Annotated in this window: 17 protein-coding genes and 1 tRNA gene; 5 read left to right on the top strand and 13 right to left on the bottom strand. The window is 58.3% G+C overall.

Annotation, left to right across the window (positions count from 1 at the left end; all coding sequences use genetic code 11):
• Positions 1 to 10: 10 nt before the first annotated feature.
• Positions 11 to 607: a hypothetical protein gene (locus ACRC0P_RS08150; protein WP_438629724.1), complete on the bottom strand. Its 597-nt coding sequence runs from the start codon at positions 605 to 607 to the stop codon at positions 11 to 13.
• 299 nt (positions 608 to 906) lie between these two features.
• Here ACRC0P_RS08150 and ACRC0P_RS08145 point away from each other — a divergent pair, with 299 nt between their 5' ends.
• The 5 genes from ACRC0P_RS08145 to ACRC0P_RS08125 all read left to right on the top strand — a co-directional run bounded on the left by ACRC0P_RS08145 (position 907) and on the right by ACRC0P_RS08125 (position 4,503).
• Positions 907 to 1,221, top strand: a complete 315-nt coding sequence (locus tag ACRC0P_RS08145) for a co-chaperone GroES (protein ID WP_438629722.1) — start codon at positions 907 to 909, stop codon at positions 1,219 to 1,221.
• Positions 1,218 to 2,852, top strand: coding sequence for a chaperonin GroEL (gene groL / locus ACRC0P_RS08140; protein ID WP_438629720.1), 1,635 nt, complete (start codon positions 1,218 to 1,220; stop codon positions 2,850 to 2,852). The genes ACRC0P_RS08145 and groL overlap by 4 nt, the downstream gene beginning before the upstream one ends.
• A gap of 191 nt (positions 2,853 to 3,043) precedes the next feature.
• A tRNA-Ile gene (locus tag ACRC0P_RS08135) sits at positions 3,044 to 3,120 on the top strand.
• Between the two features lie 718 nt (positions 3,121 to 3,838).
• The gene (locus tag ACRC0P_RS08130) at positions 3,839 to 4,132 is read left to right on the top strand and encodes a hypothetical protein (RefSeq protein WP_438629718.1); all 294 of its coding nucleotides are present in this window, start codon (positions 3,839 to 3,841) and stop codon (positions 4,130 to 4,132) included.
• Positions 4,129 to 4,503 (top strand): hypothetical protein, encoded by a 375-nt coding sequence (locus tag ACRC0P_RS08125; RefSeq protein WP_438629716.1) that lies wholly within the window; start codon positions 4,129 to 4,131, stop codon positions 4,501 to 4,503. The genes ACRC0P_RS08130 and ACRC0P_RS08125 overlap by 4 nt, the downstream gene beginning before the upstream one ends.
• A gap of 41 nt (positions 4,504 to 4,544) precedes the next feature.
• On the opposite strand, the gene ACRC0P_RS08120 is transcribed toward ACRC0P_RS08125, so the two are convergent.
• The 12 genes from ACRC0P_RS08120 to ACRC0P_RS08065 form a co-directional block, all read right to left on the bottom strand.
• A complete protein-coding gene (locus ACRC0P_RS08120; protein WP_438629714.1) occupies positions 4,545 to 5,192 on the bottom strand; it encodes a hypothetical protein in 648 nt (215 codons plus the stop codon).
• Between the two features lie 23 nt (positions 5,193 to 5,215).
• Positions 5,216 to 5,608, bottom strand: a complete 393-nt coding sequence (locus ACRC0P_RS08115; RefSeq protein WP_438629712.1) for a hypothetical protein — start codon at positions 5,606 to 5,608, stop codon at positions 5,216 to 5,218.
• A 271-nt stretch (positions 5,609 to 5,879) separates the two neighbouring features.
• Positions 5,880 to 6,155 (bottom strand): hypothetical protein, encoded by a 276-nt coding sequence (locus ACRC0P_RS08110; RefSeq protein WP_438629710.1) that lies wholly within the window; start codon positions 6,153 to 6,155, stop codon positions 5,880 to 5,882.
• Entirely contained in the window at positions 6,152 to 6,475 is a 324-nt protein-coding gene (locus tag ACRC0P_RS08105; RefSeq protein ID WP_438629708.1) for a hypothetical protein, read from the bottom strand. The genes ACRC0P_RS08110 and ACRC0P_RS08105 overlap by 4 nt, the downstream gene beginning before the upstream one ends.
• 8 nt (positions 6,476 to 6,483) lie before the next feature.
• The gene (locus ACRC0P_RS08100) at positions 6,484 to 7,509 is read right to left on the bottom strand and encodes a hypothetical protein (protein WP_438629706.1); all 1,026 of its coding nucleotides are present in this window, start codon (positions 7,507 to 7,509) and stop codon (positions 6,484 to 6,486) included.
• 103 nt (positions 7,510 to 7,612) lie between these two features.
• On the bottom strand, positions 7,613 to 7,879 hold the full coding sequence (locus tag ACRC0P_RS08095) for a helix-turn-helix transcriptional regulator (protein ID WP_438629704.1): 267 nt from the start codon (positions 7,877 to 7,879) through the stop codon (positions 7,613 to 7,615).
• 210 nt (positions 7,880 to 8,089) lie between these two features.
• A complete protein-coding gene (locus ACRC0P_RS08090; RefSeq protein ID WP_438629702.1) occupies positions 8,090 to 9,466 on the bottom strand; it encodes an AAA family ATPase in 1,377 nt (458 codons plus the stop codon).
• Positions 9,463 to 9,915 carry a hypothetical protein gene (locus ACRC0P_RS08085; RefSeq protein WP_438629700.1) on the bottom strand — a complete coding sequence of 151 codons (453 nt, stop codon included), beginning with the start codon at positions 9,913 to 9,915 and terminating at the stop codon, positions 9,463 to 9,465. Before ACRC0P_RS08085 ends, ACRC0P_RS08090 begins: the two co-directional genes overlap by 4 nt.
• 418 nt (positions 9,916 to 10,333) lie before the next feature.
• Positions 10,334 to 10,939, bottom strand: coding sequence for a hypothetical protein (locus ACRC0P_RS08080; RefSeq protein WP_438629698.1), 606 nt, complete (start codon positions 10,937 to 10,939; stop codon positions 10,334 to 10,336).
• On the bottom strand, positions 10,936 to 12,222 hold the full coding sequence (locus tag ACRC0P_RS08075) for a tyrosine-type recombinase/integrase (protein WP_438629696.1): 1,287 nt from the start codon (positions 12,220 to 12,222) through the stop codon (positions 10,936 to 10,938). Before ACRC0P_RS08075 ends, ACRC0P_RS08080 begins: the two co-directional genes overlap by 4 nt.
• 455 nt (positions 12,223 to 12,677) lie before the next feature.
• A complete protein-coding gene (locus tag ACRC0P_RS08070; RefSeq protein WP_438629694.1) occupies positions 12,678 to 13,271 on the bottom strand; it encodes a mobile mystery protein B in 594 nt (197 codons plus the stop codon).
• Positions 13,264 to 13,725: a mobile mystery protein A gene (locus tag ACRC0P_RS08065; protein ID WP_183463750.1), complete on the bottom strand. Its 462-nt coding sequence runs from the start codon at positions 13,723 to 13,725 to the stop codon at positions 13,264 to 13,266. Before ACRC0P_RS08065 ends, ACRC0P_RS08070 begins: the two co-directional genes overlap by 8 nt.
• Between the last annotated feature and the right edge of the window lie 45 nt (positions 13,726 to 13,770).

Genomic DNA, 13,770 nt, shown 5'->3' with positions numbered 1-13,770 from the left:
AGTATTGAGCCTAATGCGGCAGGTCCGACTCGGGCAGACTGATTCCCAGGGCCAGCAGTTGGCCGGCGAGTCGCGGGTCCCGGCTCTGGCGCCAGCGCTGGTAGAGGTTCAGGACATCGGCGGCGTCGAACAGCTTCTGCCGGGCACATACCTGTGCAACGAGTTCCAACATACGCGCAAACATCGCCGCGAGTTCGGAAAAGATATGGCGGTTTTGCCGCGAATTTTCAGAGAGGTAGTCATAGGCACCGCCACCCATGCCGATAAAGTAATCCTTGAGGATGCCGCGGCGGGCGAAACTCTCCGGAAACAGCGCCCCGAGAAACAGCGCCAGGTCACCCAGCTGCCGCAGGATCAGGCAGCGCTCCCTGGGATCACCGGCCTCCCAGGCGTCCTTGTAGAGCATGGCCAGGGGACGGATACTCACCTCGCCCCGGTCGTAGCTGAAGAGCTGGTCACTGTCGCCGAAACGGGCGAGCATAGTGGCCATATACCAGAGCGTGTCCTTGTGCGGTGGGGGCGTCAGCTGCTGTCCGCACTCCTCCAGTCGCTCGCGAAAGTAGTCGGCCAGGGTCATTGCAAATTTTTGTTGCTGCACCAGGGACATCTGGGACCTCCTCGGGCTCTTCGGGCTCTTCGGGCTCTTCGGGCTCTTCGGGCTCACTAGAAGCCTTTCAAAAACTATAAACCAGGCTTAGAAAATTTCCATTTCCATTGGGTCACTTTTAATAAAAAAAAATTATAAAAATTACCCATTGGCCTCTCTTGAAAAGCATCGGGTCGATCCTATTTTGCCGTTCAGGAGGCCGGGAGGAATATATACCGCATTCCCCAGCTTTCCTGCATCCATTTTATGATTTCTGCTTTTACCTGCAATTGTTGCGTTTACTTATAGGAGGAAATCCAATGAGTATCAGACCGCTCTACGACCGGGTGGTTGTCAAACGTCTTCCCGCAGAAACCGTCACCAAAGGCGGCATTGTTATTCCGGACAAGGCCGCCGAGAAATCCACCCAGGGTGAGGTTTACGCGGTGGGTGAAGGTGCTCTACTGGACAATGGAGAACTGCGGCCGCTGGCGGTAAAAGCCGGCGATCGCATTTTGTTTGGCCAGTACTCCGGCCCGGAAGTCAAGATCGACGGCGAGACCTACCTGATCATCAAGGAATCCGACATTTTGGCGGTACTCGATCAAACCAGCGTACAGGAGCAAGCAGCATGAGTGCGAAGACCGTAAAATTTTCCGACGATGCCCGCGAACGCATGTTGTCCGGCGTAAACATTCTGGCTAACGCGGTAAAGGCCACACTCGGCCCCAAGGGCCGCAACGTCGTGCTCGATAAAAGCTTCGGCGCACCGCGGGTCACCAAAGACGGCGTATCCGTCGCCAAGGAAATCGAGCTGAAAGACAAGTTCGAAAACATGGGCGCGCAAATGGTGAAGGAGGTCGCATCCAAGACCGCCGACGTGGCCGGCGACGGCACCACCACCGCGACGGTGCTGGCCCAGGCCCTGGTTCGCGAAGGCCACAAGGCCATCGCCGCGGGCATGAATCCGATGGACCTCAAGCGCGGTATCGACGCCGCCGTCAGGGCCGCCACCGAACAGCTGACCGAGCTGTCCAAGCCCTGCGACGACAGTAAGTCCATCGGCCAGGTGGCGACGGTATCCGCCAACTGGAACCCCGACATAGGGGAGATTCTCGCCGAGGCCATGGAGAAAGTGGGTCGCGACGGGGTCATCACCGTCGAAGAAGGCAAGTCGCTGCAAAACGAACTGGAAGTCGTCGAGGGTATGCAGTTCGATCGCGGCTACCTGTCGCCCTACTTCATCACCAACCAGGACAAGATGCAGGTCGAGCTGGAAAACCCCTATATCCTGCTGTTCGACAAAAAGATCAGCAATATCCGCGACCTCCTCTCGCTGCTCGAGGCGGTGGCCAAGGCCGGGCGCCCGCTGCTGCTCATCGCCGAGGATATCGAGGGCGAGGCGCTGGCAACGCTGGTCGTCAACAACCTGCGCGGCATACTCAAAGCCGCCGCGGTGAAGGCTCCGGGCTTCGGCGACCGCCGCAAAGCCATGCTGCAGGATATCGCCACCCTCACCGGCGGTACCCTGATATCCGAAGAAGTCGGCCTGTCCCTGGAGAAAGTCGAGCTGGAGCAGTTGGGCAGTGCCAAGCGCGTGGTGATCAGCAAGGAGAACACCACTATCGTCGACGGCGCCGGCAAGAGGGCCGACATAGACGCGCGCGCGGCCCAGATCCGTGCCGAGATCGAGGAGTCGACTTCGGACTACGACCGCGAAAAGCTGCAGGAGCGCGTGGCCAAGCTCGCCGGCGGTGTCGCCGTGATCAAGGTGGGCGCGGCAACCGAGACTGAAATGAAGGAGAAAAAGGACCTGGTGGACGACGCCCTGCACGCGACCCGCGCCGCCGTGGAAGAGGGCATAGTTCCCGGCGGCGGCATCAGCCTGGTGCGCGCCGCGGACCAACTGCGCAAATCCGGCCTGAAGGGCGCCAATGACGACCAGCAGCTGGGTATCAACATCGCCCTGCGCGCGATGGAGGAACCCTTCCGCCAGATAGTCGCCAACGCCGGCGTCGAGGGCAGCGTGATACTGGAAAAGGTCCGCACCGGAGAGAGCAACGCCTACGGCTATAACGCCCAGACCGGTGAATACGGCGACATGCTCGAGCTGGGCATTATCGACCCCACCAAGGTCACCCGCTCCGCGCTGCAGAACGCCGCGTCAATTGCGGGCCTGATGCTCACGACGGAAGTGATGGTGGCCGACAGGCCCAGCGAAGAAAAGGGCCGGGACACCCACCCTCACGCGCACGACTTCGAGTAACCGCCTGCGGCAGGGGCCGGAAGGCCCCTGCCCTTTTTACCCCCCCCTGCGACACCCGCGATCTGCCCGGCCCAACGCCGCTCGGCTTCGCCGGGTGCCGGCCGCCGCCGCCGTGCCGAAAAGCATTGATCTACAAGGAAAAATCGAGTAATTTGCCAACCCGCTCGCGCGTCTCGCCGTGGGCGCCGTGGGGGCCCTTAGCTCAGTTGGTTAGAGCATCCGACTCATAATCGGCAGGTCGCTGGTTCAAGTCCAGCAGGGCCCACCAGTCACAGCAACACCTCCCCCGTTAGCACCCACTCACAAAAGAAAGCAAAACCTGATTGCGGGTGTCGTTATGGGTGCTGTTAGGGTACCGCTGCTCAACCCTTCGCCGAACTCCCAACTGCGGGCGCCGCGGGCCAGGTGCTGCTGATCCCGGCACGGAACCGGCCGCCGCTCACCCGCCGGCAGGCACCACCGGGGCGGTGGCCGCGCGCCAGGGGCCATCGGCAGTCCCTGAGCGGCCCATCATGTAGCACGAATTTTCCCCTTATAACAAAGTGAAAATGTCCCAAATTAACCGGCATGATTTTTGACTCTATAAAATCAAGTAATTCTAAGTAATAACAAGTTAGTATTTGCTTATTTTTAAAAACGATCGAAATTCAAACTAGATTATTTAGCTATATTTGTACGGACGTACAGGATACTGAAAACCTGCAGGGGCGCTGCTCAGCGGGTGCGTGACGGGCACCAGGTCGGGCGACAGGGTTGACGGCGCCGGAGGGATCGGCGGATACTGGCGCTGCCGCGGCACATCCGCGGCCGGGATTCGCAGCCTGAAAACACGAGACGCCAGAACCGCGTCCAGCGGTTTTTTTTATGGTGGGCGTACGGGCACCCTCTGGGTGGCCGTCACCTTGTGTACGGTACTGCGAACCCGTACGCCCGCCTCCACTGCCAGCGGTACCGGCTGGGGGCTCCACAAAAATAAGGAGCTCACTATGACCACTCAACTCACCACATCCGACGAAAAAGAAATACTCAGGATGCTTAGGGCGACCGAAGCGTTCGGGGCGCTTACCGTTGATGTGGAACAGGCGAAGGAATTGGCTCAGGAAATCGCAGACTGCGCGCTGGATACCCTCAACAAACTCAGCGCGCTATTCGTGGCGATAGGTGACCGCAGCGAGGACGCCACAAAGGGACTTGCCGAAATCGGCCGGTATCTCGCCGACGATATGGAAAACCACATCGACTGTCTGCAAGAAAATCTGCAGGAGGGGGCGAAGCAATGAAAGCCAAAGTCCAACGTCTTAACTCAACCGCCAAGGTAAACCGCAAAGCTAAATGGCGCGTTCCTGATGATGCCCCGCGCACAGTTGACGAGCTCAACTTTACCTCACGCGATCCAGAAGGTCGTATCCGGTGGTGGGATATAACGCGGCCAAAGACCGATTATTGGCATGCCCTGGAGTATCTCGGGCGCGGGTATGCGTTTGAGCTGCTGGACCTGATTAACAATCCCAACAAGAAAGGAGAGGTTGACCACGTTTTTAGATGTGTGGCGCAAGAAATCGTGCGCGAGAGAAGCTCAGATGACGGGGTGGCCAGCGGGTTCTTTGCTGTCTTTTCTGAATATATGGTTACCGGAACGGCCAGTCGGTAAGCACATGCAAAAACAAGAAAGCCCGGCACCGCCGGGCTTTTTTATTCCTGCTGATTCGCTAGGTGCTCGCCTTCAACGTCGAACATCATGGGCGTCCCGGGGCAGCGCGAAACCTCAAAAGCATATTGTGGGATAGCACCGCCGGTTGCGGTCAGTTGGTCACCCTCGGCGACGATATAGCAAGTACCGCGATAGGCGTGCACATTCTCAATCCCGAACGCGGACTGCATCGCAGCCGAGGGCATTTGGTCGAAGCCGCCCAAAAAAATCTCGAACTTTGCATCGAACAGACTATTGTTCCCAGTAATAGCTTCAACGTACTCAAGTTGGTCAGGCAGATCGGCATCTTTGTAAAAAGTCGTCACATAGCTTTCTGGATCGCGCACGTAAAATAATTCATTATTTCGCCAAATCCTGTCGACCGAGGTCACCGGGCCCTCGCATATGCGTATGGCGTAGGTTCGAAAAATTTCCTTTCGCGGCGTTCTGATGGTAGTTGAGAAGGGGAAAGAGGCGATCCTGGTCTTGTCCGCGCCCCGAACAATCAAAGGCGGGGTCGTGGCAATTAGATTTCCAACGACCGGGCGAACGGTGCCGAAAATAATTGGTCTTGGGGCGCCGACTTTTCCCGACTGGAAGTTAGGACTATTCGGGGATTGTATGCCGCGCGGCTTAAAAATGTTTCCCATTAAAAAACAATTCCTCCCATTTTTTAATCCTCGAAGAACTCGTCTGCGTCGTCACCTAGCTTCTCCGGTCGATTGCGCTCATCGGTCAGGCCGAGGTCGGCCATGTAGGCGCGCAATTGTGAGTGCTTCGCGGCCTGGAATGCAGCCGGTGCCATCAGGAATTCGCGGTACAACTCACAGAACGCGATAGCGGCCGGCTCCCTGGATGCGTCCAGCCAAACGGCGGGCTCAATCCAGCGCTTCCAGGCTTTCGCGGCCTCGCCCTTCAGGCTTGGGGGCTTTCTCAGCTCCCCGAAAGCGGCACGGGCGCGGTCAGAGCGCGCCTTCAGTTCCGTGGCGGGTCCGTGGCGGGTGGGTCGATGGGTTCCATCTACCAGTCTAAGGGCGGCTGGTTTGGGTTTTTTTCCTCGAGTCATGGCCATGTTTCCATGTTTGAAATTTTAATGTGGCTTTGCGAAAAATTTAGTTGGGGCGCGGTGTCCGCTGGATGCGATATTTCATGGCTACCCACCCCCCCCTGTCGCGCATTCAGTGCGCTGGTAGGCCGGATCTAATCGCGATGAGATCGCCGCTTAGGCGCTCTCACAGCCTTGCGAGTGTCACGGTCCACGGCCGGTCTTCCCTTCGCGTCCCTCTTTCCGCCGCGTCCTTCCCACTGCTGGGCCCTGAACTTGAATCGCCTGGCCATCAATGCAGAACCTCGCGCGCCCGTAGTTCCGGTATCCGGTACCGATTCAGGTGAGAAACCACAGCTTCCACCAGCATATGGAACTCCCTCTCGGTCAGCTCGCGGCCCAGAGTGTCCGCCGCCGCGCCATACGACCTTCGGGTCATTTCGCGAGCTTCCTGCCACAGGCCGGCAACGGCATCGTCACCCAGCCCCGCGGCCCGCAGTGTGACGGGCGCCAGCTCTTCCACCTCCCTGTCTGAGAGCTCGCGCCAAGCTGGAGTTTCGTCAATCATCGCTCACTCGCCTTTGGGTTAAACATTTTTGAAAACTGATCCGCGCGCCTCGGCCTGACTCCGACCTCGGAATCTGCGCTGCAATGCCACAAGCAATCCTCGTGCGTCACCACATCACCGGCCTGGTAGCTTTGCGACGGCTGCCAAAGCCCCCGGTATCGCATCTGTTCGCCGCCCTTCGCGACCCGCTCCTCCAAGGCCTGCAGCCGCTTTTCTGTATCAATCGCCGCCTCCGTAAGCTGGATAATCGCTTTGCGTATCGTTGACAGTCTTTTTCCTACGGCCTTGCCCAGGGCCGATGCCATTATGGTCTGATCCATTGCGCACCTCACGCCGGCAAGTCAGCTGTAACTGCTGGTGCGGACGGCACGATTGCGAAGCGACGCTCGACGACCACCCCCACCGAATTAGTTTGCCAAAGTGAAACCTGCTCCGAAGGCGACTGCGGCGTGTCGGACATGTCAACAGTGGCGTGGCGGGCGGACTCGATGGCCAGGCCGTAGTCTTTGAACGCGCACTTTGAAGCCGGCACCAAGGCCAGGTCCGAGTCGGACGAATCCGGTTCCCACGGCAGAACAAATATTCCTGGCGCAAACTCTCCCCCGCGCGGGGTCATGTTGGTCGCGAACGCGTCTGCGGCCAGTCCCTGCACCGTGCCGGCGGGCGCGAACAGGATATAACCGGCGCTCGGTTCCGCCGCTTCCAGCATATTCTGCAGGGTTCCCCGCATGTCGGCGCCAGCAGGCGCGGCAGTGGTTCCGAAATTAATAAACGCACGGGGAATTTCGTTATTCCCGCCCCCGATAACCGCATTCTCCAGCTCGCGCTCGAACAACGTCTGCGCTGCGCCGTCGTTTGAGTCGATCAACTCTTCTGACAAGACAACCAGCGAAACCACCTTCAGCGGATCGACGCCCAGGTCGTTCAGGGTCAAATCCCGAACAGCTTTCGGCAGGTCTTCGCCCACCGGCCCAGCAACGGCACCGGTTGCGACGAGTGCGCGGTTCAGCGTCAACGGAATAGTGCGGGCAAACATGGCCAAGATGCTCAAACCGTCCCGGTGCGCGATCTCTCCCAGGTACGCCTGCGCCAGCTCCCGGCCGCCCTCAGAGCCCCATGCATCACTCAGGGTTTGAGCAACAGCGCGCTCGGTGATATTTCTCAGCCCGTCGGAATGATGGAACCCGTGGCCGGTGCGTTCCCGAATCGCGGAGCGCAGCGCTTTGGCATCGCCGCCGGTTTTGGTAATCAGCCGGGCCGCGAGAACAAAATCTTTTTTGCGATTTCTCTGAACGTGGCGTTCGCGAATTTCAGACTCCAGCGTGAGCTGGTCCACTTTTTCCACTCTGTTCATGTATTCCTTCTCCAAAAAAAATAAATCGATAGCTGGTTGTCATTGAACCGCGGAGAGCCAGAAAGATAAAACCGCGCGGTGACAAGTAATGACAGCCAGTGAATCAAGATTCCCTTTTTTGCTCCAGCCACTCGGCGAGTTCCAGCAGGCGGACCGTTTTTTGGTGCCCACCGCCACCTATCCGATACGTAGGAGCAAATTTCCCCTCTGATACCAGATTGCGCACTGTGCCGTAGGAGAGCCCCATCAGGTCGGCAGCAGTGCGGAGCCCCACTCGACTATCCGGCGAGATCCACCAGCCGCGTTCCCGCGCGGCCTCGGCCCACAACCGTGCTGTCGCCAGGGCGCGATCACTCAGCGTCTCATTCATGGCCACCCTCCCGAAGATCACCGACGCGATGCCGGCCGAATTTCACCCCCAAGGATCGACGCATCGCAGTCGCTGTCAGCCTGGAAGGATCGATGCACGTAACGCGGCGTCCGTCTATGCGGCAGCGCCACACCCGCGCGGCGGGTTCCGGGGAAATCTTCCAGCTTCCCCAATAAGCCTCCAGGATGGCTTGGCCAGGCGAAATCTGATTCATCGGCCACCCCCACAGTGCGCGCACCCCTCACCGGCGCAGCGCTGGCAGATGGGTTTTTCTGTTGGCGTTTTTTTGTCAGTTTTGCCCTCTGTGTCCAGTTTTGCCCTCTCCAGGGAGTGGGCAGAACTGACATTCAGGGGCAAAACTGTCGCGCCGGGGCCTGTGGGTCCAGATGGCTTAGGGCCGTCGGGCAGGGACCAATAGCTAACCAAGTCGGCGCCGAAACCAGACCGACTGGAAACCACCCCCAGTTTCTCGCGGGCGCGCCTGATCTGCTTGTCGGTGAACCCGCTGCGCTTCATTACCGCTTCTGCCTGTTTACTTGGCATGGGCCCTTCGCGCAGAACATCCCGCAGCGTTTCGACAGGCTCGTCCACCTCTTCCATATCGCATCGGCGTTCAATGTCTGCGAGGATGTCCCGCGAACTCCCCTCCAGGGCTTCGCCCCACACCACCCTGGTGGTTTCAATCCCGTTCCCCAGAGTGGCGGACTCGACGGTGTACTGCACTCCGCCCGTATCCAACGCGATGTTGGACTTGGCGCGGGCCAGCACCCGCGTCTCACCGTCCTCCTCCTTCGCGGTTACCAGTACGGTGCGGGCCAGTGCGCCGAAGGCCTGGCTTCCAATCACGCGATCGGCCGGTGAAGATCCGGCGCTGCCTTTGGCAAAATGGCTGATCCCGACTACCGCGCAATCCGCTGCTGCGGCCATATCCACGACAACCTGCAGACCGCGGCGCACGTCATTCGCCCTGTGCGCATCACCTTTAATGGCGCTCATAAGCGGGTCGATCATGACCAAGTGAACGCCTCCAATTTCCCGGATCGCCTCGTACATGGAGCCAATGTGTACGGCGGGGTCGAAAGGCTCGCGCTCGCCCCTGTCATCAACGCGGCCAAGGATGATGTGCACGCGGTCCAAGTCGGCTCCGGCGGCGATTAGGCGGGGCACCAGGGTATCCCTTGCATCATCTTCTCCACTCCAGATGACGACGTGCCCGGGTGAGGAATAGCGGGACCCATCCGGCCAGAACCCTCCGGTGGTTATGATCGCGATCAGGCCCAGGAGTAAGGTGGTTTTCCCATCCCCGCCAGCACCAGCGAGGACCGTGATTTTTCCGCGGGCGATATAGCCGGGCCATATCCAGCTGATCGGCTCGGGTATGATTGCCGACGCCCTGAGCGCCTCAACTTTCCAACCTATCTCCGCTTCACAGTGTTGCCCTTTTTCGTTAGTTTTGCCCTCTCCCGGAGTGGGCAAAACTGGAGCAGCATGGGCAAAACTGGCGTTGTGTCTTTCCGCCAAGCGCTGTGTGTCCTTGGCGATACGCGCAGCGATTGCTTCTTCCTCCATCGGTGTGAGGTCTTTCATCGGCTCACCTCCAGGCGGTGAACCCGAGCAGCTTCATCGAAGAAATGTGGCCGGTACCGGCGGAGTCGGTTGAAAGCCGTAGCGGCGCAATCAAGGTCCCGGTCGGAAACAGGGCGATCGAGAAATAGGTCATATAGGCAGATGTGACCCAACCATCGGTCCAAGGCCAACTGCTCGCGCAGCTCAGCAGTCAGGCGTGGGCGGCTGGGGATAGACCGCAATGCAGGGTCGTACGGGAAAAGATCGCGGAGCTCCAGCCCCAGGGCGCGGCAGATTTCCGCCGCGGGGGCATCGCACCCCCAACACTTGAAGAGTACTTTGCCATCGTCGGCTTCAGTCACCTGCAGGCTGTGCCCGTCGTGTACCGGGCACTGCGCACGCCAGCGGCTTTTTCCTGCGGGTTTCACTCTGTCCAGGCGCGCCAGCACCTTGTCCAGGGGGGCGGCCATGCTGTTATACTGTGCGGGCTGAAAGTAATTTGATAACCCGCCTGCGGCCCCCACCGCTCGCGGGTTTTTTGTCGGGTGCATCATTCACACCCCCTCGCGGACTATCCGCATCAGGTCAGAGTGCCGCCAGTATTTGCTGGGGCCCACACGGACAGGCACGAGCTTTCCGGCGCGCTCCCAACGCCAGTATGTGGCTGGGCTGGCCGGCACGATTTCTTGGGCCTGCTTTAACTTGAGAAGCCGGTCGGCTTCGGTGGAATGGTTTTGTGTAGCTTGCATGGCGACGTCTCGTGTTGAAATGACGTCACCCAATGTATTGCGAATCGGCTAGAAGTCTACAACCCCCTTTTCCCATCAACCGGCCGGTTGATATGTTTAACCGTTCGGTTGATGGGTTTAATCTTTACACTTCTTTACACTATTTTTTGCCCGGTCGGCTCATATATTCAGGGATTGAAAGCCCCATATCCGACTTCAATTCCCTTGCCCACCGGCGCTTCGATTGTTGTGACTGAGGCAAAATCGGTTCGTGTTCGGTACCTTTCAGTTCATTAAAACACTCGTCAAGAAGTCTTCCGATTCTATAATTCTGGTCCACATCATCCCGGATTTTCCTTTGAATAATGGGTATCAATGCTTTCTTGGCTTCACCCTTCGCGTGGTTGCTGGTTCGTACATTATTGGTACGCTCTTCCTGAGTATTGGCACAGACCACCTCATTAATCAGACATACCATGCCCATAGTTATATTGCCCAACATGAACTCCACCGACTCGCGAGTGTCCTCGTCTCTACCGGCTAATGCTCTTGCCTCGTCCATCCCGTATCGAAATAGATCCCGTGCGGCATCTCGAAATACAACTCTATGCCCGCACTCTTCCGCCAATATGTTGGTTATCCTAGCGAGCAGGTCATCGCTATCGTCTAGGTTTAGGTGCTCCCTGTCTCCGGCGGGGCCGAAGATGAACTCATCTAACAGGAAGCCTATCCGCTTATGTGTAGGCGTATCGAATTCGTCGATCATGCGGTCACCTCCATCTCGATCACATTGTCACGAACACCGCTAAGCCGCCGCTCCCACTTATCCAGGGCGCCCCGCTTTTCTCGCAGGTAGCTGTACCGGTCGTAATGCTTGGCAGACACATCCTGCAGGGCGTGATTTTGCAGGATGTCTCGGATTAGTTTCGACACCCCCAACTCGCCTAAGAGCGTCTTGCAGGTCCGCCGAATATCTCGAGGTATGAATCCGGCGAACTCAGGGTGCGCAGCTCGGAACCGGGCAATGGCTTGCGCCAGGCTGTCAGTACGGATATGGCGCGTCTTGTCGTGGCCGTGGGGGAAGATGAAGCGATTGTCTGCGGCACGGCTGTGCATATCCCTGAGCATCACCATGGCGCTCTTGGTGAGCGGAACAAGGTGCTCGCGCTTGTTCTTCGAGATGTCCGCGGTAATCAGCAGCGTCTTCTCTTCCCAGTTGACCGACTCCCACCTGCTGGCCGCCAGCTCATAAGGGCGCTGCCCACCAGTGTAGAAACACAGCTTCAGCAGTGCAGCCACGGTTTCGCCAACCTTAGGAGTGTGGACGAATTCAGCCAGTAGGATGCGCACCTGATCCAGGGTGAGGTGGTTATCTCCCACGCGCTCGGCGGACGTTTGCTTGGGAATACCCACAACGGGGTTGTGCTCCACCGCAAAGGTAACTCCCCCGGCCTCGCTGGCGGGGTCGTTGTCGTGTTTGAGGGCGTAGTTGAACGCGGCCATCAGGTAGCTGCGCACTCGGTTTGACTGGGTCGCCGCGCCGCGCTGGATCATCCGGGCCAGTACCTGTTTAACATCATCGCGGGTCACGTCCTTGGCTTTGGTGCTCTTGTCGATCACCGGGTACACCTCCTTCTCCAGGGAGTAGAGCACAGCTTGATGGGTGCGCTTGTCGTTCTTCTTCATGTGCGCTGTGTAGGCCCTGAAGAGCTGTTCCAAGTCGCCGCGACTGGCCTCCCTGCGCGCCGTCTCCGCTTTTTCGCGATGCTCTCGCTCGAGTTCCTCCTTGGGGTCAATACCGGCTTTCACCTGTGCCGCCAGCGGTCTGATAGCCTCCCGCGCGTCCGCCAGTCTCATGCTCGGGTGCCGGCCGATCTGTATGTACTTGCGTCTACCCTCCCATGCGTATTTGTACTCAAACGACTTAGCCCCGGAAGGGTGAACCCTCACCACCAAGCGGCCGACACCTCGCTCGCGGGTGTCATCGGTGAGCTCGTACTTGCTGGCCCTGGGCTTCGCCGCCAGGACCTGCCGATCAGTTAGCGCCATTTCCCTGCCCCTCCCATGGGTGCTGTTATGGGTGCTGTTAGTGTGCAACTTAGTGCGGTTGTTTGCAATGAGGTGAAATAAACGGGAGTGGTAAAAACGCTTGAATTTCAACTATTTAGGCTTGTATTTCATTGCATTGCATTTCAGCCTGTAGCACACGATTCACGACTCATAATCGGCAGGTCCTGGGTTCAAGTCCCGGAGGGCCCACCACCACCCAAATCCAAAGCAAAAAGTGTGTGTGTATTGAGACCTAAGTTTGTCCGCTTTGGCCAAACATTGGTCGCATAGGGTATCCCAAATGCCCCCCCTTCCCGCAGGGCCAGGTATTTGCCTTCCCTCCTGTTATTGGGACCGAAGCCCGTCCACATTGGCCGCATAGCAAACGCAGACGGGTACCTTCCACCTGACTGGTGGGGCTTCCTCGCCAACCCATAGAAAGGGGAAAAGAATTTTCAGGATTGCGCAAACGCCATCAGTGGGCCGTAATCCCCCGCATCCGCGGCCTGCAGCCCGGCAATGTAATCAATCCGGCTTTTACCCGGCCACATTAAATTGGCGCTCCCCCAGGTGAAAATGGGCAAGCCCAGCGCTTTCGCCAGAATGTCAGCCATGATCCGGGAATGGCGACCATTGCCATTGGGGTAGGGGTGAATCCATACCATACGGTGGTGGAATCGAACGCAAAGCTCCTCTCGCGGGTAAGTGTCACACTCTACCCACACCTTGGCATCGTCACACAGGTTGCGCAGGCTCATAGGAACCTGCAGCGGGGGTGTATTGCCAATGTTCACTTCGTACCGACGAAACAGGCCAGCCCATTGCCAGGTCTTATCAAACATCCGCTTGTGTAGCGACTGACAGAAATCCAGGGTCAATACCTTGTCCGGCGCCCGATTGCCGCGAAACGCCCACGACAACGCCTGCTGGATATTCCGGGATTCAAACTGGTCGAGCTGGCCGCGAGTTGAGATACCCGATGGGATCAGACCTTTCGAGTCGTCAGGCGTGAGCGGTGTGGCTCCAACCGGGAGGTCATCGTTAATCATCCCAGAAATCCCTCGGCCAAGTCCTAAGGTACTCCTCGGCGAGCTTTCGGGTGGCATCTTCCCGGAAGCTGGCCTCGGTCCCTTGATCTTCCAATTCCATGTGGCGTTCAGCATACCGATTCAAAGCTCGCGCCTTCTTCATAGCCTGGTCTTCACGCATAGCCTGCAGAGACTCCGACTCTGGCACCAGCGCGTATACGACCCGGCAGCCCAGTCCCTGAGCCACCTTTTCCAGGGTGTTAAGAGTCAGGACTCCGTTAATCTCCCCCTTCTCGATACCACTCACCCGCGCCTGAGACAGGCCGATCCGCTCTCCCAGGGAGCGCGTGCTCATCCCAAGGGCGCAGCGGATGGCCTTCAACCAACCCGTCGCCGGACGTGCGATCTTTGCTCTTTTGACTGCAGCAACGGTTTCGTCCATGTGTTGCAGATTCAGCTCTTTATCCCAGGACATAACATATACCAACTAGATAAAAACCCAAACCATAGCATATATAGA

Origin of the sequence: Microbulbifer sp., from assembly GCF_051659245.1 — a bacterium.
Classification (GTDB): domain Bacteria; phylum Pseudomonadota; class Gammaproteobacteria; order Pseudomonadales; family Cellvibrionaceae; genus Microbulbifer.
The sequence above is the reverse complement of the archived record's forward strand: the minus strand, read 5'-3'. Positions and strand labels throughout refer to the sequence as shown.